The organism is Sporolactobacillus sp. THM19-2, assembly GCF_004153195.1.
Taxonomy (GTDB): Bacteria; Bacillota; Bacilli; order Bacillales; family Sporolactobacillaceae; genus Sporolactobacillus.
Genome location: NZ_SEMC01000012.1, coordinates 22,781 through 46,523, shown reverse-complemented (window position 1 = coordinate 46,523; position 23,743 = coordinate 22,781). Strand labels below are relative to the sequence as shown.

Below are 23,743 nucleotides of genomic sequence, written 5' to 3'. Positions count from 1 at the left end.
TTTTTGTTCTAGATCCAATTCCTATGAATATAAATTACTGTTTCAAAATTCTTTTGTATTCAAAGGAGTCTAATTAATGGAAATCCCTGTTACTGGTCTCATGTTCCATTCTGATGATTCAGATCCGCTTCATTCCCATCAGCTTTTCATTACGAGTTGGGACGGCGTGCCTGTGCATAGCCATCAATTCAGGGGCATTACCTCTTTTGATTTAGGGCACAGACATCAATATGCCGGAACGACTGAACCCGCTCCGACTGGTGTCCCGCATAATCATCGATATTTCACTGTGACTTCTGTTGATGATGGACACAGACATCAAATATCCGGTGTTACAGGGCCTGCAATTCCGCTTCCAGATGTAGGACACTATCACGAATTTAGAGGAACGACCTCGGTAAATGGTGCTAATCCTCACACTCACCAATACTCTGGTCAAACAAGCACATAAACACCTAAGCCCATTCCTCTCATCGTTGAAATAACAAGTTTCCTGGAGGTTACGAATTATGAAATCTTGTGCAAAATTGACGCAAAATAATTTGATTTTCTTTTATATCCCTGAAAAGCAAAAACGCTCAAAATCATTGATTTAACAATGATTTTGAGCATTTAAGAATAGGAACTGATACACTATAAGCGGAGGAAGAGGGATTCGAACCCCCGCGAGCCGTGAAGCCCCTGTCGGTTTTCAAGACCGATCCCTTCAGCCAACTTGGGTATTCCTCCAAAGAATGGTGGACCCTGTAGGACTCGAACCTACAACCGGACGGTTATGGGCCGTCAGCTCTAACCAATTGAGCTAAGGGTCCACGGGCGGTTAGTGGGGATCGAACCCACGCGTGCCGGAACCACAATCCGGTGTGTTAACCACTTCACCATAACCGCCATAACATACACAAAAAAATAGCGGCGGGGGGGATCGAACCCTCGACCTCACGGGTATGAACCGTACGCTCTAGCCAGCTGAGCTACACCGCCATGGCTCCACAGGCAGGGTTCGAACCTGCGACCAATCGGTTAACAGCCGATTGCTCTACCGCTGAGCTACTGTGGAACAAAATCAGAACAAGAATTAATTTAACATAAGCAGCAACGCCTGTCAATATGCATTTTCGGACATCACAGCTTTTCCAACGACAAGATGTAATATATCATATCTGAAAGAAAATAACAATGTAAAATAGATCCCCAATCTGGAAAAAATAACAAAAACCTCATTCAGTCTTTGTCGATGACAATCCTCGTTCCATCGACAGATACGACTTTAACCGCCACATGCTGATCAAGATAAACGCCATCTGTAATCGCACTGTAATTTTTCCCGTCTATCTTCACCGTTCCAACGGGATGAAAAGGCGTCAGTGTGATCCCTTTCTTACCAACGAGCTCATTATAGTCTTCATTAATTGAATTATACCCTTTATCGCTGGACAGCTTTTCATGCAGTTGCAGTTTGTCAAGATAGTCCCGCTGCGGAATCCACTTTCTGAACAGTAACGATGCAAAGGAACCAATAATAAACGCGATACCAACCAGCATGCCGTAAAGCAGAGACGGTGCAGGCAGCGCTACTCCAAGGATCATCAGAATGAATCCCAGTATACCGATAATACCGGTTGTAAACAGCTTACCGTCAATAATGATCAGCAGAAGTCCGCCAATAAGCAGCAGAACAATCCATATCGAAGCCTGATCAGTCAGAAAATAATGGAAGTAATAAATAAAAAGCAAGCTCCCAAGAATAGCAAGAATCCCTTTTCCCTTAACGAGAAGTTCGGCAAAAAGTAAACATGCAGCAAGCAGAATCACAAAGAATCCGCCTGCAGGATAGGATAAATAGTCCAAAGTCAGCACTCCTCTCTGTCTGAGGCCCCCGTACTCATGCGAAAGAGACACCCCTATCTTATTAAAACATACGGGAAGCCGGCAGGAAAGATACAACAATATTTTTTTAGCCGGGCAGCATAAATGGACTGCCTGTCGCATACATATGTTTCAAGGAGATGATTGATATGAGGAGGCGTATTTTTACCATTCTCTTTCTTATTGCCTGCTGGACAAGTTATACGGATCTGACCTCCGGATCACTTCCCGGTGGGCAGCAGGTCAGAGAAAATGCCGGATCAACCCGGCAGACGGCGATTCCTTATAAGAATATAATGGTTACGCCCGGCGACACCCTTCTCTCTGTGATTGAACGGGTTAACCAGAGTGTACCTGACATCTCGCAGGTGATGCAGGACTTTACCAGGCTGAACCCTTCAGTCGATCCTAACCATCTGCAAATTGGCAGAACCTATGCTTTTCCTGTCTATGATCAAAAACACTGAATAACCATTCACAGCATTTCACAGCAAATCATGATATACTGAATTTGTCTGGATCTTTTGCAGATAATTCATTTTCACTCATAAAAGGGGCGAATGTTTCGTGTCTGAAATGACGCATCGCACAAAAACCAGAAAAGTAAAAGTTGGAAATTTAATCATTGGCGGATCCAATGAAGTCATTATACAAAGCATGACAACAACCAAAACACGTGATGTGGAAGCGACGGTTGCACAAATTCACCGTCTTGAAAATGCGGGTTGCCAGCTGGTTCGCGTAGCGTGCCCGACTATGGAGGACGCACTCGCAATCCCTGATATAAAAAAACAGATTCACATTCCTCTGGTTGTGGATATCCACTTTAATTACAAACTGGCACTAAAAGCAATTGAAGGCGGTGCCGACAAAATTCGTATCAACCCCGGAAATATCGGCAAAAGAGAAAATGTCGAAGCCGTCGTCCGTGCCGCAAAAGCCAAACATATCCCGATCCGGATTGGTGTCAATGCAGGCTCTCTTGAGCGACATATTCTGGAAAAATACGGCTATCCGACAGCTGACGGGATGGTTGAAAGCGCGCTGCATCACATCAAAATTCTTGAAGATCTCGACTTTCATGACATTGTGGTTTCACTGAAAGCCTCCAATATCAATCTGGCTGTTGAAGCGTATGAAAAAGCAGCACATGCTTTTGATTACCCTCTTCACCTTGGGATTACAGAATCCGGCACTAAATTTTCAGGCAGTATTAAGAGCGCAGCCGGACTCGGTATCCTTCTGCATGAAGGCATTGGCAATACGATCCGTATCTCTCTTTCTGCTGATCCTGTTGAAGAGGTAAGGGTCTGCCGCGAATTACTTAAAGCGTTCGGTCTGACAAATGCAGCGACCCTGGTCTCGTGTCCGACCTGCGGACGTATTCAGATTGATCTGATTAAGATTGCCAATCAAGTTGAGGAATACATTGATCATATCCATGCACCCATTAAAGTATCTGTCCTTGGCTGCGCTGTTAACGGACCAGGTGAGGCACGTGAAGCAGATATCGGCATTGCCGGGGGGCATGGGGAGGGCCTGCTTTTCCGTCACGGAAAAATCATCAGAAAAGTCCCTGAAGACCGGATGGTGGATGAACTGAAGATTGAAATAGACAAACTGGCCGCTGAATATGAGGCAAAGAAAAAAGCTGAGCAGGAAAAAATGAATGTCTGACCGATTCCTTGCTGAAAGACCCGGAGCTCCGAGATGCTCCGGGTCTTACTTTGAAATATAAATTGGATAGAAGTCTTATTCTGTAACCCAGGTTGAAATTTCATCTACAGATTTACGCTTCGGAGCCTTCGGTGTAAGTCCGGGCTCCGGATATCCGACATAAAGATACCCCAGAACCAGCCCCCCTTCTGAAACACCAAAGGACTGTTTCATGAGATCTGTATATGACGGATCACCTGTACGCCAGATGGCTCCCAGTCCAAGTGCATGCGCTGTCAGCCACATATTTTCGACGGCACAGGCCGTTGCTGCGATTTCCTCAACTTTTTTGACTTTTGGCTGATCGCTCGGTTCAATTGAAATCACGATCACGACAGGAGATCGCTTTGCCTTGGCAATGCCCTTTTTCATCGCTGTATCCAGAGCTGCCTGATCAGGGTTCTCAAGTTTCTGCTGGTTAAGGGTCCCGTATACCTTTCCCAGTTTATTACGTCCCTCCCCTGTCAGCACTGTAAAATGCCAGGGTTCTGTATTAAAATGATTGGGTGCGCGACGGGCGGCATCCAGCATTTTTTCAATAAGTTCTTTCGGAGGCTGTTGTTCGGTCACTTTTCGAACAGATCTCCTCGTTTTAATCACTTCTAGCGCATCCATGTATATCATTCCTTCTTCACAATATTGTCACACTTTAATTTTATCACAGTGACTTTTTGTTCTGAAGAAAAATGCCTGTACAAAAAGGCGCTTTGACTGAACAAAGCACCTTTTTGCCAAAATGTCACCAGAATAACGGTGACAGTAATTGAATCAGAACGGCAACGATCCCGATTCCGATCGCCCAGCCACCAAGTGTGCGGGCGCCCTGACGATACGCTACATAGCCGATAATGATACCGGCAATCCCCAGTACGATCGGTAGAAAGAAAAGCGCGCACGCAGAAATGATCAGTGCGAGCCAGCCGATTCCTGTCCCGCCTTCCAGTGACCGGCGTCCTTCAGAATGCAGCGGCTTATCATCTCTGTTTCGTCTCGCGGCTTCCGGATCGTATTGATCGGCTGCCAGTTCCTTTGCATATTCCTCATTATTGTAAGCATTCCGCTTATCATATAATGATTCTTCATCATGATCCCGTCCAGCCATAGTGACCCCTCGCTTTCTTTTTAGGATCACCTATAGTGTGACTCAGATCTTCACTTTTAATGATGCATTTATTGGAAATGAAAATGTAAACACTAATCAGCAAATGGCAGACTGAAGCTTGCAGTCGTTCCTTTTCCCGGCATACTGCTGAGGCAAAAGCTGCCATGATGCTCTGTGATAATCTTTTTACATAGAGACAAGCCAACGCCTGTCCCGTTTTCTTTCGTGGAGAAGAAGGGGCGCCCAACCTGTTTCAGAAGACGATTTTCAATACCCGGGCCATTATCGGTCAATGAGATTCTATACCCACTGTCTTCAACCGAACCACGGAAAAAAATCTTTTTTTCTGTCCCTTCTTTTCCCTCTACGGCCTCCAGGGCGTTTCTCAGCATATTCAGAATGACTTGCTTAATCATTGATAAATCAACATTGCATACGTTTACAGAAAAGGCAATATCATAATCGAATGTCACCTTTTTAACCAGGCATTCCGATGAAATGAACGCAATGAGAGCCATGCAGAGTTTGTCCGGAAGCATTTTTTTCATATTTATTTTTTTCCGGGTCAGTTTCAGAAAATTATCCAGAATGCCATACATCCTGTCAATTTCCGATAAGATCGTACGGTTATATTTATCAAATTCCTGTGTATACGTGGACAATTGGACAAAACCCTTGATAACAGTCAGCGGATTCCTCAGCTCATGAGCAAATTCTGCTGCAGCCCTTTTCAATGGATCAGTTCTGTAACCGGCAAGATAAATTTTCCCGTTTTTGAAGAAGCCGTTGTAATAAATACCCATGTCCCTGTCGTTCATACGGTCATGGAGCAAGGCTGAAACAATATCAGGCTCTTTCTGGATCGCATTCAGAAAGGCTTTTGCTTCAATCACCGCGTCTTTGGTAAAAAAATCATAAAAGGAATGTCCAAACTGTCTGACCATAATGTCACCATTCTGATTGCAGTCGATAATCCTGCCATCGGGAGCAAGGCAGAAGCGTATTTCCAGAGACAGCTGATTTTCAAACAGGTCTTTTTCAGAAACGGTTAAAAAGGATTCATGATAGATGATGGTTATCACTCCTCTTTTACTTAATGCCTGATTTCAAGCGCTCCCCGTATGTTGATCACTGTTCTATATTTTTAAGTGACCCTTTTTTCTTGTTTACACTAATTATACTTGATCGGCGACAAATGACATAGAAAAACACACGAATATTGTTCGACACGATTTGACATTCTGCCCATTTTTAGATTTCCTGTATCTTTTTTAATCCGCTCTCATAGGTTAAACAGAAGCGACGATATACACGCAAGCAGGAGGGAGCCTTATTGAATCCCCTTATTCAGGCCATCATTAATAAGAGAGTCAACTCAGTCACTGCAGATGAACTGTTTCAGCAAGCCAGACAATACCAGATTCCGGTTTCAAAAAATCAGGCGAAAAGAATAGCATCACGCGTGCAAGGGAAGAATCTCGACCTGTTTCACCCGAACGGTCAGCTCGCTCTACGCAGAATTCTTGACGATGAAATTGGCCCTGACCTGGCTGAAAAACTGCAGCAGCAATTCAATAAAATCATCGATCAATTTCATTGAAAAAAAGCCAAAAAAACAGATCAGTTTTCGCACTGATCTGTTTTTGATTTCCCGGTCTATTGAGCCATAATATCATCCAGAAGATGGCTGTTAAATTTCTCCTGCTTCAACATGGCAATTTCAAATTTATATGGTGGTTTTTTATTCTTTCTGTCCTCACCGACATAAGGCGTTTCAAGTATTTTAGGCAGATGGGAAAGCTGCGGGTGGTGAACAATAGCATTCAAAGCATCAAAACCGATACAGCCCAGTCCAATATTCGCGTGCCTGTCCTTATGTGATCCCTGAGGATTTTTACTGTCATTAACATGAACCACTTTCATCCGGTCAAGGCCGATAACCTTGTCAAAAGTATTTAATACATCATCAAAATCATCCTTAACAGGATAACCGGCATCACTGGTATGGCAGGTATCGAAGCAGATCGACAGTTTCTCATTCAGATGAACACCATCGATAATCTGTGCCAGCTGCTCAAACCGGTACCCGCATTCACTGCCCTTCCCGGCCATGGTTTCCAGGGCAATCTGTACCGTGTCCCGGGCTTCGAGCACCTCGTTTAAACCCTCGATAATTTTTTTCAGGCCGGTATCGACTCCGGCTCCGACATGCGCACCCGGATGCAGCACGATCTGTCTGGCCCCAATCGCTTCTGCCCTGTCAATTTCCTTTCTTAAAAAAGACACACCCAGGGCAAAGGTTTCCGGCTTTACTGTATTCGCAATATTTATAATATACGGCGCATGAACGACAACTTCCTCAATATGATGCTTTTTCATATGTTCGCGTCCGGCTTCGATATTCAGTTTTTCTACAGGTTTCCTGGCTGTATTCTGTGGCGCGCCAGTATAAATCATCATGACGGTTTCATCAAAAGCAGCAGCTTCCTCACTGGCGCCGAGAAGCATTTTTTTACCCGACATATGTACATGTGAACCAATCTTCAGCACATCCGTCCCCCCTCTTCTTAACATCAACATTCTAACATATTCTGACTGTTTTCTCCCCACAGAACGTTTGAGGTATTCACCTGACAGGGAAGAATACATACACTGATATCAGTAGCAATGGGTAAAATACTGCCGGCGGAAAAGCGCAGGCGTCGCCGGAGGTTACGTCTTCTAAATCTTTCCCCCCGTAAAATTTTATGCTTACTTAAAGTACAAAAAAACAAAGGAAGGGATGATTATGCCCCCATTCGGTCAAGATCCGTTTCAGCAAATGTTTCCACAGCATCAGACTCCGCCCTTCCCTCAACCGTCGCAACGGGGATTCCCTCCTCTGTTTCCGGGTTCACCTTTTCCGCCTCCTTCACCGCCGCCTGCTGTACCGCCTCAGACACCAGGTGGTCTGGCCAGCATGGTATCTTCTCTGCTGTCATCCGGAGCAGGTCAGAATGGCGGTGGTTTAAACCTGACAGGTATGCTGATGAATGCACAGAAAGCGATTCAGACCGCCCAGACCGTCCTGCCCATGATTCAGCAATTCGGACCGATGATTAAAAGCGCGCCGACCATACTGAGCATTTTAAAAACCCTGCAGTCCTCAGATGAGAGCAGCCAGGAAAAGTCATCCGTTCAGGAGCGCGAACCTGAGCGTGCCAAAATGGATGCTGTGCCGGAAAAAAGGGAAACGGATAGCCTTAGCGCTCATGCTGCAACGGATTCTGACAATAAAGCTGTGACAGACAGTCGGTCCGACCGCAGGGTAAAAAAAGCGAAAAATCGACAAGGGACACAACAGGTGACAAAACCGTCAAAACCCCGCCTGTACGTCTGAGAGACCCGGAAGCCTTCGTTGTGTTATGATCACTTGTCCCCTATAATAAAGATTAGTGCAGAATGCTTACTGCAGAACGGAGAGGACACACAATGAAAGTAATCAAAGTCTCGCCGCGGGGCTACTGTTATGGTGTGGTAGACGCACTTGTTATTGCCAGAAAAGCTGCGATGAATAAGGACTTACCGCGTCCCATATATATATTAGGCATGATTGTTCATAACCAACACGTGACTGATGCGTTTGATAAAGAAGGCATTATCACATTGGACGCGCGCGGGGAAAAGCGTATCGATCTTCTTAAGGAAATTGATCATGGTACCGTCATATTTACAGCGCACGGCGTCTCTCCTGAAGTACGAAAAACAGCAGAACAAAAAGGCTTGACAACAATAGATGCCACTTGTCCGGACGTGACAAAAACACATACGTTGATTGAAAAGAAGAAAGAGGAAGGGTATCATGTCATTTATATTGGCAAAAAGGGACATCCTGAGCCGGAAGGTGCTGTCGGCGTAGCACCCGACAAAGTACATCTTGTGGAAACAGCCGATGATGTCGATCGATTGCATCTTGATGCGGAAAAAATCATCATTACCAATCAGACAACCATGAGCCAGTGGGATGTTCAGGAGATCATGAACTACATCAGGGACAAATATCCTCAGGCTGAATCCTGTAATGAAATTTGTCGTGCGACACAAACCCGTCAGGAGGCCGTTGCCAGGCAGGCGAAAGAAGCTGATCTGCTGATTGTTGTCGGTGATCCGCGTAGCAACAACTCGAACAGGCTTGCTCAGGTATCCCGAGAAATTGCGCATACGCCGGCCCATAGAATTGCTGATCTTTCCGAGCTCCAACGCTCCTGGCTGGAGCATGTACATACAGTAGCAGTCACAGCAGGGGCTTCCACGCCTACTCAGCTGACTAAAGAGGTTATTTTATTTCTTGACCAGTATGATCCTGATAACCCGGAAACCTGGTCTACTGAAAGCAAGGCATCAAAAAACAGGGACATCCTGCCTAAGGTAAAGTTCAACCATATCCACCGCAGGCGCAGGATGGGAAAATCTAAATCCGTCTGATAAATCAGCAAAAAGGGCATCCGCCACAAAGCGGATGCCCTTCATTAATCTCCTGACGGAATATTTACGACTCTCCGTCAGGATGAAGAAAAACTGACCGACTGCAGGTCGCAGGGGACGGTTTTCTGAACCTTTCTTCATAAAAATGGAATATAAAGGGATCAAAAGAAACGGAAGGGATTCGTTCGTGCATCTGAGACAATCACTTCCGTGTCGCACCCTTCCTCTTTGATCACTTTTTGTAAATAGTGTTGAACGCCTTTTTTCATCACGGATTCAATATGATGTCCCGCATCGATGACTTTCAGACCGGCCAGCAGGGCATCGTGTGCGGTATGGTAATAAATATCACCGCTGATCAGAACATCCGCCCCGCGATATCTGGCATAAGGGATCAGACTGTTCCCGTCGCCGCCGCATACCGCAATTTTTCTGACCTTATCCTTCAAGTTTCCGACGGCGCGCAACCCGTCTACACCCAGTTTTTGTTTCACTTCACGGCAGTAGTCCCCGAAGACTGCCGGTTCCTCAAGTTCTCCTATTCTTCCGAGTCCATAAGTCACCCCTTCATTTTTCAGGGGATAGACGTCGTAAGCCACTTCTTCATAAGGATGCACCTTCAGCATTCGGCTGATGACCTTTTTCAGCAGATGTTCAGGCACAATAGTCTCAATTCTACCTTCATCAGCATAAGCCAGCTTCCCATGGGCACCAATATAGGGGTGCGTTCCTTCTTCCGGCAGAAAGGTGCCCTTTCCTCTCGCAGTGAACGTGCAGTGGCTGTACCTGCCAATGGCGCCGGCGCCGGCATCTCCAATAGCCTTTCTAACCGTTTGTATATGACTTTCCGGTACATACACCGTGAGTTTATAGAGTGGCTCACTTTGGGTCGGTTTAAGAATCTGTGTCCGGCGGAGGCCAAGCTGCTTCGCCAGCATATCATTTACCCCGCCCTCAGCGATATCCAGATTGGTATGTGCCGCATATACGGCGACATCATGCTTCACGCACTTCGTGACAATTTTCCCTTGTCCGGCATCTGATCGCACATTTTTTAATGGGTGAAAAATGACCGGATGATGGGCAATGATCAAATCCACATGTTTGTCGGCAGCTTCCTGCGCGACATTTTCCAGAACATCAAGCGTCACCATAACCTTTTTGATGTCTTTGTTCAACGTCCCGATCAGAAGTCCGATTTTATCATTTTCAAAGGCTAGTGATTCAGGTACCCACTCCTCAAAACGCTGAATAAGACGCTGGCCTGAAATCCATTGGTTCATATGCATCCTCCTCCTGACATCACAGTAATCGCTGCGATTTGAACTGAACTTGGTGCTACTGTTTCTCCTTTATCGTTTTAAAATACCTTCGCAGGCAGTTCTGAATCATCTTCATTTCTTTAACACACTGCCTTTTTTTCATTAGAATGGATGGCGACGGCTTCTGAACGGAATGATCTATTGCACTTAGAATCTGATGCAGTTTCTTTTCTCTCTTCAGCCATTTTTTTATAAAAACAGGCGATTGTTTCTTTGATAAAACCGGACCCATGATACATTCGGATTCACTTAATTCTGTACATCCGGTCACGGCGTATTTCGCGAGAATGATTTCATAGAAATGTGACCCTTCTTCAACAATATGCTCATCGAGGACGGCCCAGTGATGAGCGGCCAGCCACGAACGACATAACGGCTCCCGGATATTCGGCTGCAGAATTAAAGTCGTTTGTTCGTTCAGCCTGTCCCTTCCCCTCTGCAGAATATCCGTTATTAATTCCCCTCCCATCCCGGCGATGACAATACAATCCGCTTCACCGGGAGCAAGAACAGAAAGTCCGTCACCCAGTCGTACACACACCATCTCGTCCAGTCCCCGGTTTCGTACACCTTCTTCAGACCGCCTGAAAGGCCCGACACGAACTTCACCTGCAATCGCCCGAATCGCACGACCATCCTCAACTGCTTTACAGGCAAGAAGCGCATGATCAGACCCGATATCCGCCAGTACACAACGATCGGGGATAAAATTCAAAACAGCGCACAATCGCTCAGATAAATGGATGTCTTTCATTTTTCACTTTCCTTATATGTTCAGTCAATTCCCTGTTATCGTAACACATTGAACAAAAATCTGCCGAGTGGCAGGTCACAGGCACGCCGAAGTTTTTCTGACTTTTTTTCTATAAAAGATTTATTTTATCCTGAAATATCAAAAGAAATGCCCGAGCGCCGCCAGGTATTTTTTGTTGATAACGTTTTCATTTTCATTTAAAACAAAGGCAGGATCTTAAAATGATCCTGCTGAATGATCTGAGCCTTCTTTACCTGTTCATTCAATGACAGGTCTAATGATGATCACACATCACAAAGCTATGCTGAAAAGAAATCCCGCTCCTTTTTGGGAGCGGGCGTGTGACATGTCTGTCAATCCAGAAAATCTTTCAGCTGTTTACTCCGGCTCGGGTGACGAAGTTTACGCAAAGCCTTTGCCTCAATCTGTCTGATCCGTTCTCTTGTTACTCCGAAGACTTTTCCGACCTCTTCCAGTGTCCGAGTACGTCCGTCATCAAGTCCGAAGCGAAGTCTGAGCACATTTTCCTCACGGTCGGTGAGTGTGTCCAGCACATCTTCGAGCTGCTCCTTAAGAAGCTCATAGGCAGCTGCATCAGACGGCGCTTTGGCATCATGGTCCTCAATGAAGTCGCCGAGGTGCGAGTCGTCCTCTTCGCCGATTGGCGTTTCAAGAGAAACGGGTTCCTGTGCAATCTTCAGAATTTCTCTGACCTTTTCGGGAGATAAATTCATTTCTTTTCCGATCTCTTCAGGAGTGGGTTCTCTGCCCAGATCCTGAAGCTGCTGCCTTTGGACACGAATCAGCTTATTGATCGTTTCAACCATATGAACCGGAATACGGATTGTTCTCGCCTGATCGGCAATGGCCCGGGTGATGGCCTGGCGGATCCACCATGTCGCATAGGTGCTGAATTTAAATCCTTTAGTGTAGTCGAATTTTTCGACCGCCTTAATCAGGCCCATATTCCCTTCCTGAATCAGGTCGAGAAACAGCATGCCACGCCCCACGTATCTTTTAGCGATACTTACAACAAGACGCAGGTTGGCTTCTGCCAGACGTCTCTTGGCTTCTTCATCTCCGGCTTGTATTCGTTTGGCCAGTGCAATCTCCTCGTCTGCAGACAGCAGATCAACACGCCCGATTTCTTTCAGGTACATTCTGACCGGGTCATTGATTTTCACGCCTGGTGGTACACTCAGATCGTTTAAATCGAATGCTTCTTCTTTGTTATTTTTATCAGAATCGGATTCTTCGGATTCATCCGAGACATCAACGCCCTGATCGGCAAGCATCTCGTAAAATTCATCCATTTGTTCCGGTTCCTGATCAAATGGCGCAAGACGGTTTGCAATTTCCTGATAGGTCAGGTGACCCCGTTTCTTTCCTAATTCAAGAAGCCGTTCTTTTTCCTGATCTGCGGTCAGTTCCGGTTCCGCCTTACTCGTTTTGCCGGCCATTTGATCCCCTCCTTCCGACGCTTACTCAGCGAAATTTGTATCCAGTTGTTTCTTCATATCGATGATCCGGGACAAAATCTGTGCAGCCTCTGAATATCGGCCACTTTGCTCTGCCTGTTTTCTCTTCTCTTCCAGCTCCGAGATCATCGATGATTTTGAATGCCTGATGACTTGATGGATACAGTCCGATATCTCCTGTTCCTCCGCCTGGGGACTCATAGAAATCATGGATAATTCCACCGCTCTCTTTTGAAGTAAAGGATCCTCAATTTGCTGGATAAAAAGACCTTCATCAGGTGGATTCCCGTCATCATAATAGGCATACAGACCGGCGGCCAGTGCCTGGTCGATTTCCGAGTGAAACAGTCCCCCCACCGATTTTCTGACACGTTCCGTTATCTCCCTGCTTCTCATCATTCTTGCGAGCAGTCTTCGCTCTGCCATTTCGTAGGCGGGAGCAATCCGGTTGTCCCGGTTGATCGGTGTGGTTTCTGCTGCATGTTTCTCGCCCTTTTCACGTTTTTTGGCCGCATAATACATCTGCGTTTCCTGCCTTTTCAGGGCGTCAAGAGAAATCGAAAATTCCTCAGAGAGAAGTCTCAGGTAATGATCACGTTCCACCGCTCTGTTTAACGCAGTGATTTCACCCAATACATCTTCGATATAAAGCAGTCGATCTCCTTCATCACTGAGATTCCTTTTTCTGCGGAAGTAATCCATCTTGAATGTCATCAACGTCTGGCTTGCCCCTATTACATCCCTCTTAAAACGTTCGCCGCCAAACTTGCAAATGTAGTCATCGGGGTCCAATCCTTCAGGCATCTTAGCGATTTTAACAATTTTACCGTTTCCCTTCAACATGTTTGAAGCACGAAAACTTGCTTCAATCCCTGCCGTATCCGAGTCGTAGCAGATAATAATCGTATCGGCCACCCTTGTAAGTATGGCTGCCTGTTCCTCTGTCAGTGAGGTGCCCATAGAGGCAACGCTGTTTTGGATGCCTGCCTGATGCGCCCGCACAACATCCACATAGCCTTCAAGAAGGACGACCTGATTACTTTTCCTGATGTGCTGCCGGGCAATATGATAACCATACAGGATTCGTCCCTTTTGAAAGACAGGCGACTCAGGTGAGTTCAAATATTTCGGTTTATCATCACCGACCGTTCTTCCACCGAATGCAACGGTCTGCCCCCGCATATTACATATTGGGAAAATGATTCGGTTGCGAAAACGGTCAAAATACTGGTTATCAAAACCGCGTTTAGCAATCAGCCCTGCACGTTCCATCTGATCCAGACTGATCTTTCTCTTCTGAATCAGAGATGTGGCAGCATTCCAGCTGTTTACCGCATATCCGATTCTGAACTGCTTAATCATTTCCGGACTGAATGAACGGTCTTTAAGATAACGTACAGCAGGCCCCCCATACTTTGAAGTTCCGAGCAAATAATGATAAAATTTGGTTAACAGTTCAAAACCATCCAGAAGAAGCTTTCTGGATTGATCTTTAGAATGGCCGGGCGACCTGTGCTGATCAGGTAACCCGCCAAGATCTATCTGGGCCTTGTCTGCAAGAAACTGAGCTGCATCCGGGAAAGACAGCCCCTCAATCTCCATAACAAATGTAAAGATGTTGCCACCGGCACCACAACCAAAGCAATGATAAAGCTGTTTGTCAGGGGAAACGGAAAAAGACGGTGTCCGTTCACTGTGAAAGGGACAAAGTCCCATATAATTCTTACCCTGCTTATTAAGCTGCACATAATCACTGATAACTTCCACTATATCAAGAGATTTTCTGATTTTCTCAATTGCCCTTTGCTGTAGTTGCAAAACATCATGCACCACCAACATTACTACTTATTTATATCCTAATGAATCAAACGGCATAACAAATTTGTCAAGGCAAATGAAAAATTTTTCCGATCCCGGTCAGAAAACCGCCTGGGTCCTCTGATTTTCCTGCCGGATTGGAGTGATTTATATGACAGATATCGTTTATGCAGGATCTGCGGAATATCCTGGTCGCGGATCTGTTTCCCATAGATGGAGAGAACCGATATCCCCCGGCCTGTCAGAAGGCCGGCCAGTCCCATATCCTGGGTTACCGCTGCATCTCCCCTGCACGCATGATTGACGATATAAAGGTCGGCAGCCTCCTTTTCCTGGTCGACATAAATCCACTTTTCTTCTGCATGATCATCCCGCCGGTATCCGGCATAACTGGCAACGAACACAGGGGAAACGCCAAACCGGGCGGTAATCTGTCTAATCTCTTCCGTAACAGGACATGCATCCGCATCGACAAATAACGTGGTTTTTTTCATCTCTATATTCACATTCTCGTTCAGGGCATAGAATTCCTGCTTCTCCTGTTATGTTTTTATTTTTAAAATATTATCAAAAATGACATGCATGTCCCTTAGATTCACAAAAGCTTATTATAACCAAATTCATAAACTCTGGCAATATATATGCATCAGATCATCAGTGGGGCTTCCTTCATCCCCCGCTGATTGATCGTTGAACCCAATAAATCTTGACCGATGTGCAAGTTTTTCCCTGTGATTCGGACCGGCATCACTCCACAGTACCTTTCGCCAGTTTGACGAACGCCCTCGTTATATTGGTTTTTGTCATGCGACCGATCACTTCCAGCCCATGTTCATGGTCACGGACTACCGGAACAGCGTCGACCTGTCTTGAAATCAACATTTCTGCCACATCAATCACAGAATCCTGTTCATGGCAGCAGACAATATTCGGCATACGCGACATGATCATGCTGACGGGTACCTGATTCATATCCTGCGTGCCGATGGCCGTACGGAGCAGATCCTTGCGTGAAGTGACACCAGTCAGATAGCCGTTTTCATCGATGACAAACAGTGAACCTACATCCTCGGTAAACATATCACATACCGCCTGATACGCAGAAGCGTCTTCTTTTATTACTGCCGGAAAGGAAAGAAAGTCAATGACTTTAAGTTTCGCCAACTGCTCGGAAAACAATGAATGAAGGGTCTGGCCTGTATAAAAATAACCGACACGCGGCCGGGCATCGAGAAAGCCGGCCATGGTTAATAGTGCCAGATCGGGACGTAACGTCGCACGGGCGATGTTCAGCTGTTCAGCTATCGATTCTCCTGTAACCGGAGCTGATTTTTTAACAATCTCGATAATTTTTTTCTGGCGTTCATTCAGTTCCATGCGGTTTCCCTCTCTTACTCATCTATTTCTGAACTCTCCGTCCCTGTTTATTGAGACGAGGATTTATTATCGGCTTTAAAATGACTAAGTTGTTCTATGAATCTTCTGGACCGACATTTAATGCCTGCATTTTGCTCGTAATAAGCAGCGATCAGCGCCTCTATTTCCCGAATCGTATCGGGTTTCACTGAAACGGTACCGATCCTTTCGAGCGGAATCCTTTTAAAAAGCGAAATCAGTGTTGAAGCGCGTAAAGTCATTGGAATAGCATAAGGATCGGACTGAGCACAGTCAGGACAAAGGAACCCCCCTCCGGAAATGGAAAAGCGATAGGATTTCTTCTTTTCACCACATTTCAGACAGTGATCGACCTGTGGATCAATTCCGGCTATCCGCATCAATTTTATCGAAAAAATGGCCGCAAGCACTGCGGCATCTGTACCTTTATCAATCTTTACCAGTGTATCACGAAGCAGGCGGTAAAGTCCGGGAAAGGGTTTGTTGTCTTCTGTTAATCGATCGAGAAGTTCCACAATAAGCGCCGCATATGCTGTGCTTCTGATATCGGCCATAATGCCGCGAAAGGTATGAATGGACTCAGCCTGATAAAGGGATCCAAGACCTCTTCCCCTGTTAAACAGGCACATACCATAAAAAAGGACATGACTGACGCCGGATAGTGTACTGCGTGGCTTCCTTGCTCCCCGCGCCATGAGCCCGATCTTTCCAAAATCCGCCGTGTATAGGGTCAGAATTTTATTTGATTCCCCATAATCTGTTGTTCGAATAACAATGCCCTTCGCTTTGACCATCAAAGCGATCACCCAGTTTCTCTATATACTCCGCCTTCGGGATAAAATTTATTGACCGGATTCTTCTGAAATTTCCTGAATGGTGCTTTTTTCCTCCGCCGGCCGGTTATTTTCATTTTCCATCTCTTTCATGAGCAGGTAAGAATCAATGCTCCCCGTCATACAGAATATACGCCAAGTCAGATCCTGCATTTGTTTCATCCCCCCATTTAAACCTCATGCTTAGTTTTTACGAAATGAAGATTTTCATGAGAAGAAATGATTGTCAATTCATTCAGGACTTCAGGACTTTTACTCATCACGGTCCATATATCCGAAGTTTTTTAATTCTTCATCTTTGTCCCGCCAGTTTTTATCTACTTTCACCCATAATTCAAGGAATACTCTGGAACCAAGCATCGCTTCTATTTCTTTTCTGGCCAGTGTCCCGATCTTCTTCAGCATGCTGCCGGCACGCCCGATAATAATTCCTTTCTGTGAAGGACGTTCAACCATAATGGTCGCCTGAACATCCGTGAGGTTCCGCCCCGATTTTCTTTTCATCTTATCGATGATCACGGCTACGGAGTGTGGCACTTCATCACGAGTCATCTGAAGGATCTTCTCACGAATCAATTCAGCAGCAATAAAGCGCTCGGGATGATCGGTGACCTGATCTTCGGGATAATACTTTGGTCCTTCCGGAAGATAAGCCTTGATCTGACCTAACAGCGCGGAAACATTCTGCCCCTGAAGTGCGGACAGCGGAATCACTTCGCTGAATGTATATAACTGACGATAGCGGTCAATCAGCGGCAACAGGTCATCCGGATGAACCTTATCGATTTTATTCACAAGAAGAAAAACGGGAGATTCCGTTTTTTTCAGAAAATCGATGATAAACTGATCGCCTCTTCCATAACCTTGTTCCGCATCGATCAAAAACAGGATCAGATCGGCCTCATTCAGGGTATCCAGGGCGAGCGACGTCATGACTTCGCCGAGACGATGTTTCGGTTTATGTATTCCTGGTGTATCAATAAAAATAACCTGTTCTTCGTCTGTGGTATAGATACCGCGAATTTTATTGCGTGTTGTCTGTGCCTTGTCGCTCATGATGGCTATTTTCTGGCCAAGAACTCTGTTCAATAAAGTAGATTTCCCCACATTTGGCCTGCCGACAATGGCGACAAAACCGGATTTAAATGTTTTACTCATGGTCCATATCCTCCGAATTAAAAGCCCCGGGGAGCAGTTCTGCAACGGTTGTGGTCTGTGTTTTTCCAGCCGTATTGGCCAGAATAACGCGCATATCTTTCGGACAAAGTTCACTCATCACCTGCCGGCACGCCCCGCATGGAGTGACCGGTCGCGGGCTCTCGGCAATGACTGCCAATGCCGTATAATCTTTTATACCCTCTGAAAAAGCCTTAAAAATAGCTGTTCTTTCGGCACAGTTGCAGACGGAATACGCGGCGTTCTCGATATTAAAGCCCGTGATCACTTTCCCTGACTTTGTCATCAGCGCTGCACCCACATGAAAATGTGAATAAGGAACATAGGCCTTTTCCATTGCTTTTTTCGCTGCCTCAATCAGACGTCTGTCGTCCATAATAGATCCACCTTTTTTTCATTCTGTCATAAAAGTTGTATAAAGGATAATAGCGAAAATAATGGTTGCAATGACCGAAAACCACCAGACAGCTGCCGCTGCAGCATCTTTTGCCGCTTTAGCCATAGGATGAGGCTCCCTCGTCACAAGATCTACCGCCCTTTCCACAGCAGTATTTACCAGTTCCAGGCTGATCACCCCGCCAATCAGTATCAGGATGATCAGAAGATTGGAACGCGAGACGCCAATAACCAGGGAAAAAATCAGTACAACAACTGCTGCAAACAACTGAAGCCGGATGTTCCGTTCCTGAAGAACAGCGAGACGAAAACCTGAAATGGCATCCACAAAACTCCTCGGCAGCTTTTTGTGTTTGCGATGTTCTGCCGGATACCTTTTCATAAACGTTTCAGCCCAAACGACTCAAGAATTTTTTCCTGAAGCCCGAACATCTCTTTCTTTTCCTGCTCTGTCGTATGGTCATAACCCAGCAGATGCAGAAGTCCATGAATAACAAGAAAACCAAGTTCCCGTTCAAAAGAATGTCCATATTCTGCTGCCTGTTCATGAGCTTTCTTCAGGGAAACGATGATATCACCTAAAACACGTGGCTCTCCTTTACCCAGATGAAGAGGAGCCTCATCATCTGCTTTTTCTTCCAGAGCAAACGAAATGACATCGGTTGGGCGATCAATTCCACGATATTGGCGGTTTATCTCCCTGATCCGTTCATTTCCCACAAATGTCAGCGAGCATTCAATCTCTCCAACGAGCTGAAGTACTTCTGAAGCATGGTTAAGCAGCCGGATGATCCACCTTTGCTGCTGTTCATTTAATTCCTCTGTTTCATCATGCATATCAATGATCATCGTCATCTGACATTCACCTTTTTAATCTTAAGTTCTTTGGGGTATTCAATTCTTGAATGATAGACCCCGCGCAGCGTCTCATCGATCGACTTCTCCACTGCTTTTAATTCTTTCAGCGTAATATCACATTCATCAAATTGTCCATCGCTCAGTCGATCGCTAAAAATACTTTTTACCAGATTCTGGACTTTTAATTGTGTCGGTTTTTTCATTGCACGTACTGCAGCTTCAATACTGTCAGACAGTTCGACCACTGCGGCTTCTTTCGTCTGGACTTTGGGCCCGGGATATCGGAATTCACTTTCCGGTATCGGCTTTTCGCTCTGCTCCTGTGCTTTGACATAAAAATAGCGCAGAAGGGTTGTCCCATGATGCTGTTCGGCAATATCAATGATCTCCTTAGGAAAATGATGGTTCCTCAGGATATCAGCCCCATCATACGGATGCGAGAAGATGATGGTCCGGCTCAGCTGAGGTGATATTTTTTCATGAGGGTTAACCCCGTCCAGCTGATTTTCAACGAAAAATTTTGGCCGCTTCGTTTTACCGATGTCGTGATAATAGGCCGCCACTCTCGCAAGCAGACCGTTTGCGCCGATCGCTTCGCAGGCCCGCTCTGCAAGATTTGCCACCATGACACTATGATGATAGGTCCCCGGCGCCTCAATCAGTATTTTTCGCAGCAATGGCTGGCTGGGATTCGACAGTTCAATCAACCGGAAGGGGGACAGAATACCAAAGCCGGCTTCAAACAGGGGCATCACACCATTAGCTAAAATAACAGACAGGAACCCGGATAAGAGGGCAAAACCAATCGACAGACTGGTACCGGTTAAAGAAAATGGCTGATTCTGAAACATCATGAGGGCTAATAGCGTTACGGCGTTTACAGAGGCAATGATCGACCCGGTCTGAAGAACCCTCGGTCTCGATCGGCGGCCAAGGACAAGGGCTCCGGTGATGGAGGAGAACATGAGATAGACAGTCATCGGCGCATCGAAAAGTGCAGCTTTGATATCGATACCAAAAATAACACTGCCTGCCAGTGCCAGCAGTACACCTGAAACCAGAGCAAGACGCTCACTGAGCAGCATACGGATAAGCAGGGGTCCAACCGCGGCTGGAATAATCAGGTACAATCCATGGACACCTGTCAGGCCCAGGTAACTGCAGATCTTAATAATACCTGCCGTGCCGAGAAAAACGAGCGCATAAATATACAAATACTTGATGGATCTGTTCCGGTTCCTTTCTCTGAAACGCTTATATTCAAACCAGAAAATTGAAGTGATAAAAGCTGTAAGCAGAAATAAACCAATAAATGGAAGTGCATTAAACTTTTCATCGATAATGCCAACCAGTTTCAGCTGGCGCATCATATCGTTGGTGACCAGCTCGCCCTTTCTGACAATCACTTCTCCCTGATGAATCACTACGCTGTCGACGTTGCTTGCTGCTTCTTGCTTATTTTGCCGTGTTGCCTTTGTATCCAGTGAATAATTCGCTGTTATGTAGCTCTGGAGCACTTCATTAAGTGCCTTCCTGATGTCGTCATTGAGAACAGATGTCGGCAGGGATACTGCAGATCTTTCCTGAACACGCTGCAGATCATTCCAACCGATTTTCTGGCTCATCGCTTCGTAAATGCTGGTACTTGCCATATCCTCTGCAATACTTATTTCATTTTCAGAAGCAGTCAGCAAAGACTTGAGTGCAGACGGCGATATATTCGCATCCGGAGTTTCAGCAAGGCTATCAGAAATGCGCTGTGTCGCCTTATCCTGATCCTTTGGCGAAGATTCTGCATCAATATGATCTTCTTTTTTTACCTGATCGATGGTGTCAAACAGATCGCCAACCTTCTCAACCTGCATCAGCGCCAGACTTTTATTGTAGGCATATGCAGAGGGGGTGGACTCCATCGCTTCCTGTTTTCTTAATTCAGTCGCCTGTGTATCAACCACATCAACAGGTGCCTGAATGTCATGGGTCGCTACTTCATGAAGTCTGACATCCGGATTCTTCGGAAGGACACTGCCGATCATAAGGGCATACAAAACAATGCCGACAATAGCTGCAACGCTCCAGCCGGTGACAAATTTTAGAGATACGTCCTTCAGCTTATTAATTATTCCAGATGAAGATTTCATTGCAGTGCCTCCGAAATTTCACTAGTCACCTGTTATATTTCCCCAACCTGTCCGTTAAGGTCGATTCAGTCTCCATAGGCTTCAATAATTTTCTGTACCAGTGGATGGCGGACAACATCCGTACTTTTTAAAGAAACAAAAGCGATTCCTTCTATATGCTCCAGAAGTTCCCTTGCCGTTATCAATCCTGATTTTTTCCCCTTGGGAAGATCTACCTGTGTCACATCTCCGGTGATAATCATTTTTGAACCGAAACCCAGACGGGTCAGAAACATTTTCATCTGTTCCTGTGTTGTGTTTTGCGCTTCATCAAGGATCACAAAGGCATCTTCCAGTGTCCGGCCTCTCATATAAGCAAGGGGAGCAATTTCAATCGTTCCGCGATCCAGCAGTCGGAGTGTATGCTCTGCTCCGAGCACATCATGTAATGCATCATAAAGCGGGCGAAGATAGGGATCAACCTTTTCTTTAAGGTCCCCCGGAAGAAAGCCAAGATTTTCACCGGCCTCAACTGCCGGACGAGTCAGGATCAGTCTTTTAATTCTGCCATTTTTCAAAGCGGTTACGGCCATGACAACAGCAAGATACGTCTTCCCCGTACCGGCCGGACCTATGGCAAAAACCATATCATGTTTTTCTATCGCTTCGATGTATCGCTTTTGTCCCAGGGTTTTCGCACGAATGGGCTTCCCCTTGGCATTTGTCACGATTTCATCATCATAGAGGCGGCCGAAACTTTCCAGCTGACCATTTTCAGCCATCTTCAGGGCGTACACTGCATCCCGTTCGGTCACAGATATCCCGCGCCTGATCAGCCGAAGGAGTGCACGTAACACTTCTTCAACTCTTGCTGCGTCCTCCTCTTTCTCAGAAGAGACACTGATTGTACCACCCCGGGTGACGATTGAAATGCCCAGAGTCTTTTCTATAATTTTTAAATGAGCATCTCCCGGGCCAAAAAGCATCAGTGCTTCATTTGCATTATCCAGGTCTAATGAAATTTTATATAAATGGCGTTCTGGCAAGCTCTATTTATCCCCCTCGGTTGCTTCTGCGTTTCTCTCATTTTACCATATGTGATCTATTGAATTCCAATCCGTTTTTAATCGCATGAACTCCCGCATTATTTATCGACAGGCGATTACTTTTTTCCCCCTTCCTTTTTCTTTTCCGCTGCCGGATCCAGCGCCTGGGGACGGACAATATCTTCATAAACGACATGGTGGCTTTTAACCACAAGCTCTCCCCTTCCTGACTGCGCTTTCTGATCCACTTTAGTGGATACCACCTTCGCACCCTGAGGAAGCCGGCCAAGCAGTTTATTTACCGCCGTCCGTTTTGCTTCCTCCAGGGCCTCCTCTTGTGTTAACCGCCTTTCAGATACCTTTTTTTCCCGATAAAGAGTCCGACTCCAGGTAACGGGAAGCTCCCAAAGAAGAAAACGTACTTTCTTTTTGACTGTTTCTTTACTGAAGGTATTGTACGGTTTCGATTTAAGCCCCCACAAAGGGATCTGAACGTTCCAGAACGACAGACGGTACTGCTTACTGGACTTTCCGGTATAAAGGCTGTAACGGCTTGTCAGAGGCACAGACGTTTCCGACTGATACCAGGTTTCACCAATGACTTTCCCCTCTGAAGAGACAAATTTCGGAGACTTGTCCGACCCGGTCCTGCCCGAAACGAGCAATTGCCCCCGCCTGACAAACTGGCTGCTTTCAACTACCGGCTGTCCTTTCTCGACAAACATTTGGTGGATCACGGCCGGCTTTGCCGCTATGAGATTTCTTGGACCCGCCGGTTTCTTCTTTTCGGCATATTTCTTCTGAACCACATCGATATGATAAGTTGTCCCCTCCCGTGAGACGCCAATCCAGGTGACTTTAGTCAGACTGGAGGTCAGGCTGTCTTCGATTTGTCCGGAGTCAGGTACGAAAATATCCAGAGTACCGACATACAGATGCTGCTCTTTTAACAAGGTACGTATACGTTCTTCAAGTTCCGGATCGGCTCCCTTAATCTGAACAGACCAGACCATGTTTGATAAAATAATCAGGATAAAGATAAAGAAAAAGATACCGATGACGGAACCGATTTGTATCTGAATTTTTCTCCACGAAAAGGCGATGCCGGTTTTCTTTATGATATGAATACGACACCCGCTTTTCTTAACCAGTCGCTTTAACGTCGATGGGTTCTGAACAGGCAGGGTACAGACAAGAGTTGTCCCATTTATACGCCTGACCTGCCAGAGCGGAATACCCAGCGTCCTGCATACGGCTAAAAAGCGTTCGGGTTGATCTCCTTTTATTTCCACCTTTAACCGGCTCGTACTCTGCTGAATCCGGTTTTTCAATTCATGTCCTCCTTGTATACTATGTTTGAGCCTCAATTTATGGCTTTATAAATAAAGATTTTTCCTTG

General features: G+C 45.8%; 26 protein-coding genes and 5 tRNA genes. 6 read left to right on the top strand and 25 right to left on the bottom strand.

Annotated elements, in window-relative coordinates; all coding sequences use genetic code 11:
- Nucleotides 1–76 precede the first annotated feature (76 nt).
- A complete protein-coding gene (locus EWH91_RS09750; RefSeq protein WP_129929857.1) occupies nucleotides 77–451 on the top strand; it encodes a YmaF family protein in 375 nt (124 codons plus the stop codon).
- 189 nt (nucleotides 452–640) lie between these two features.
- Here the strand turns inward: EWH91_RS09750 and EWH91_RS09745 are convergent.
- The 6 genes from EWH91_RS09745 to EWH91_RS09720 all read right to left on the bottom strand — a co-directional run bounded on the left by EWH91_RS09745 (nucleotide 641) and on the right by EWH91_RS09720 (nucleotide 1,848).
- Nucleotides 641–729, bottom strand: a tRNA-Ser gene (locus tag EWH91_RS09745).
- A 6-nt stretch (nucleotides 730–735) separates the two neighbouring features.
- Nucleotides 736–812: transfer RNA gene (locus EWH91_RS09740), tRNA-Ile, on the bottom strand.
- A gap of 3 nt (nucleotides 813–815) precedes the next feature.
- Nucleotides 816–888, bottom strand: a tRNA-His gene (locus tag EWH91_RS09735).
- 19 nt (nucleotides 889–907) lie between these two features.
- Nucleotides 908–981: transfer RNA gene (locus tag EWH91_RS09730), tRNA-Met, on the bottom strand.
- A 1-nt stretch (nucleotide 982) separates the two neighbouring features.
- A tRNA-Asn gene (locus tag EWH91_RS09725) sits at nucleotides 983–1,057 on the bottom strand.
- A gap of 164 nt (nucleotides 1,058–1,221) precedes the next feature.
- Nucleotides 1,222–1,848 carry an NfeD family protein gene (locus EWH91_RS09720; RefSeq protein ID WP_129929856.1) on the bottom strand — a complete coding sequence of 209 codons (627 nt, stop codon included), beginning with the start codon at nucleotides 1,846–1,848 and terminating at the stop codon, nucleotides 1,222–1,224.
- 167 nt (nucleotides 1,849–2,015) lie between these two features.
- Here EWH91_RS09720 and EWH91_RS09715 point away from each other — a divergent pair, with 167 nt between their 5' ends.
- Nucleotides 2,016–2,333, top strand: coding sequence for a LysM peptidoglycan-binding domain-containing protein (locus EWH91_RS09715; protein ID WP_129929855.1), 318 nt, complete (start codon nucleotides 2,016–2,018; stop codon nucleotides 2,331–2,333).
- A gap of 100 nt (nucleotides 2,334–2,433) precedes the next feature.
- A complete protein-coding gene (ispG, locus tag EWH91_RS09710; protein WP_129929854.1) occupies nucleotides 2,434–3,543 on the top strand; it encodes a flavodoxin-dependent (E)-4-hydroxy-3-methylbut-2-enyl-diphosphate synthase in 1,110 nt (369 codons plus the stop codon).
- A gap of 75 nt (nucleotides 3,544–3,618) precedes the next feature.
- Here ispG and EWH91_RS09705 read toward each other — a convergent pair whose 3' ends face one another.
- The 3 genes from EWH91_RS09705 to EWH91_RS09695 all read right to left on the bottom strand — a co-directional run bounded on the left by EWH91_RS09705 (nucleotide 3,619) and on the right by EWH91_RS09695 (nucleotide 5,766).
- Nucleotides 3,619–4,197, bottom strand: coding sequence for a nitroreductase family protein (locus tag EWH91_RS09705; protein ID WP_129929853.1), 579 nt, complete (start codon nucleotides 4,195–4,197; stop codon nucleotides 3,619–3,621).
- A 124-nt stretch (nucleotides 4,198–4,321) separates the two neighbouring features.
- Nucleotides 4,322–4,684: a hypothetical protein gene (locus EWH91_RS09700; RefSeq protein WP_129929852.1), complete on the bottom strand. Its 363-nt coding sequence runs from the start codon at nucleotides 4,682–4,684 to the stop codon at nucleotides 4,322–4,324.
- Nucleotides 4,685–4,776: 92 nt separating this feature from the next.
- A complete protein-coding gene (locus EWH91_RS09695) occupies nucleotides 4,777–5,766 on the bottom strand; it encodes an ATP-binding protein (protein WP_240697322.1) in 990 nt (329 codons plus the stop codon).
- Between the two features lie 251 nt (nucleotides 5,767–6,017).
- Between EWH91_RS09695 and EWH91_RS09690 the strand changes: the two genes are divergently transcribed.
- A complete protein-coding gene (locus EWH91_RS09690) occupies nucleotides 6,018–6,284 on the top strand; it encodes a DUF2624 family protein (protein WP_129929851.1) in 267 nt (88 codons plus the stop codon).
- Nucleotides 6,285–6,340: 56 nt separating this feature from the next.
- On the opposite strand, the gene EWH91_RS09685 is transcribed toward EWH91_RS09690, so the two are convergent.
- Nucleotides 6,341–7,234 (bottom strand): deoxyribonuclease IV, encoded by an 894-nt coding sequence (locus EWH91_RS09685; protein WP_129929850.1) that lies wholly within the window; start codon nucleotides 7,232–7,234, stop codon nucleotides 6,341–6,343.
- Nucleotides 7,235–7,565: 331 nt separating this feature from the next.
- Here EWH91_RS09685 and vrrA point away from each other — a divergent pair, with 331 nt between their 5' ends.
- Nucleotides 7,566–8,063: a VrrA/YqfQ family protein gene (gene vrrA, locus EWH91_RS09680; RefSeq protein ID WP_326407606.1), complete on the top strand. Its 498-nt coding sequence runs from the start codon at nucleotides 7,566–7,568 to the stop codon at nucleotides 8,061–8,063.
- 92 nt (nucleotides 8,064–8,155) lie between these two features.
- Nucleotides 8,156–9,148: a 4-hydroxy-3-methylbut-2-enyl diphosphate reductase gene (locus EWH91_RS09675; RefSeq protein WP_129929848.1), complete on the top strand. Its 993-nt coding sequence runs from the start codon at nucleotides 8,156–8,158 to the stop codon at nucleotides 9,146–9,148.
- A 161-nt stretch (nucleotides 9,149–9,309) separates the two neighbouring features.
- Here the strand turns inward: EWH91_RS09675 and EWH91_RS09670 are convergent, their stop codons facing one another.
- From EWH91_RS09670 to yqfD, 15 genes are all read right to left on the bottom strand, one after another.
- Nucleotides 9,310–10,431: a Nif3-like dinuclear metal center hexameric protein gene (locus EWH91_RS09670; RefSeq protein WP_129929847.1), complete on the bottom strand. Its 1,122-nt coding sequence runs from the start codon at nucleotides 10,429–10,431 to the stop codon at nucleotides 9,310–9,312.
- Between the two features lie 55 nt (nucleotides 10,432–10,486).
- On the bottom strand, nucleotides 10,487–11,224 hold the full coding sequence (locus EWH91_RS09665; RefSeq protein ID WP_129929846.1) for a tRNA (adenine(22)-N(1))-methyltransferase: 738 nt from the start codon (nucleotides 11,222–11,224) through the stop codon (nucleotides 10,487–10,489).
- Between the two features lie 353 nt (nucleotides 11,225–11,577).
- Entirely contained in the window at nucleotides 11,578–12,684 is a 1,107-nt protein-coding gene (gene rpoD / locus EWH91_RS09660; RefSeq protein ID WP_129929845.1) for an RNA polymerase sigma factor RpoD, read from the bottom strand.
- A gap of 21 nt (nucleotides 12,685–12,705) precedes the next feature.
- Entirely contained in the window at nucleotides 12,706–14,520 is a 1,815-nt protein-coding gene (gene dnaG / locus EWH91_RS09655) for a DNA primase (RefSeq protein ID WP_129929844.1), read from the bottom strand.
- A gap of 38 nt (nucleotides 14,521–14,558) precedes the next feature.
- Nucleotides 14,559–15,014, bottom strand: a complete 456-nt coding sequence (locus EWH91_RS09650) for a DUF188 domain-containing protein (RefSeq protein WP_129929843.1) — start codon at nucleotides 15,012–15,014, stop codon at nucleotides 14,559–14,561.
- Between the two features lie 253 nt (nucleotides 15,015–15,267).
- A complete protein-coding gene (gene ccpN / locus EWH91_RS09645) occupies nucleotides 15,268–15,897 on the bottom strand; it encodes a transcriptional regulator CcpN (protein WP_129929842.1) in 630 nt (209 codons plus the stop codon).
- A 47-nt stretch (nucleotides 15,898–15,944) separates the two neighbouring features.
- A complete protein-coding gene (recO, locus tag EWH91_RS09640) occupies nucleotides 15,945–16,709 on the bottom strand; it encodes a DNA repair protein RecO (protein WP_129929841.1) in 765 nt (254 codons plus the stop codon).
- A gap of 48 nt (nucleotides 16,710–16,757) precedes the next feature.
- Nucleotides 16,758–16,901, bottom strand: a complete 144-nt coding sequence (locus EWH91_RS09635) for a YqzL family protein (RefSeq protein WP_129929840.1) — start codon at nucleotides 16,899–16,901, stop codon at nucleotides 16,758–16,760.
- Nucleotides 16,902–17,000: 99 nt separating this feature from the next.
- Entirely contained in the window at nucleotides 17,001–17,906 is a 906-nt protein-coding gene (era, locus tag EWH91_RS09630) for a GTPase Era (RefSeq protein WP_129929839.1), read from the bottom strand.
- Nucleotides 17,899–18,300 carry a cytidine deaminase gene (locus EWH91_RS09625; protein ID WP_129929838.1) on the bottom strand — a complete coding sequence of 134 codons (402 nt, stop codon included), beginning with the start codon at nucleotides 18,298–18,300 and terminating at the stop codon, nucleotides 17,899–17,901. Before EWH91_RS09625 ends, era begins: the two co-directional genes overlap by 8 nt.
- 18 nt (nucleotides 18,301–18,318) lie before the next feature.
- Nucleotides 18,319–18,702 (bottom strand): diacylglycerol kinase family protein, encoded by a 384-nt coding sequence (locus EWH91_RS09620; protein ID WP_129929837.1) that lies wholly within the window; start codon nucleotides 18,700–18,702, stop codon nucleotides 18,319–18,321.
- Entirely contained in the window at nucleotides 18,699–19,175 is a 477-nt protein-coding gene (gene ybeY / locus EWH91_RS09615; RefSeq protein ID WP_129929836.1) for an rRNA maturation RNase YbeY, read from the bottom strand. Before ybeY ends, EWH91_RS09620 begins: the two co-directional genes overlap by 4 nt.
- The gene (locus EWH91_RS09610) at nucleotides 19,172–21,319 is read right to left on the bottom strand and encodes an HD family phosphohydrolase (protein WP_129929835.1); all 2,148 of its coding nucleotides are present in this window, start codon (nucleotides 21,317–21,319) and stop codon (nucleotides 19,172–19,174) included. The genes ybeY and EWH91_RS09610 overlap by 4 nt, the downstream gene beginning before the upstream one ends.
- Before the next feature lie 65 nt (nucleotides 21,320–21,384).
- Nucleotides 21,385–22,284, bottom strand: coding sequence for a PhoH family protein (locus EWH91_RS09605; protein ID WP_206184320.1), 900 nt, complete (start codon nucleotides 22,282–22,284; stop codon nucleotides 21,385–21,387).
- 176 nt (nucleotides 22,285–22,460) lie between these two features.
- Complete coding sequence (yqfD, locus tag EWH91_RS09600; protein ID WP_129929833.1) at nucleotides 22,461–23,675, bottom strand: sporulation protein YqfD; 1,215 nt, start codon at nucleotides 23,673–23,675, stop codon at nucleotides 22,461–22,463.
- Nucleotides 23,676–23,743 lie beyond the last annotated feature (68 nt).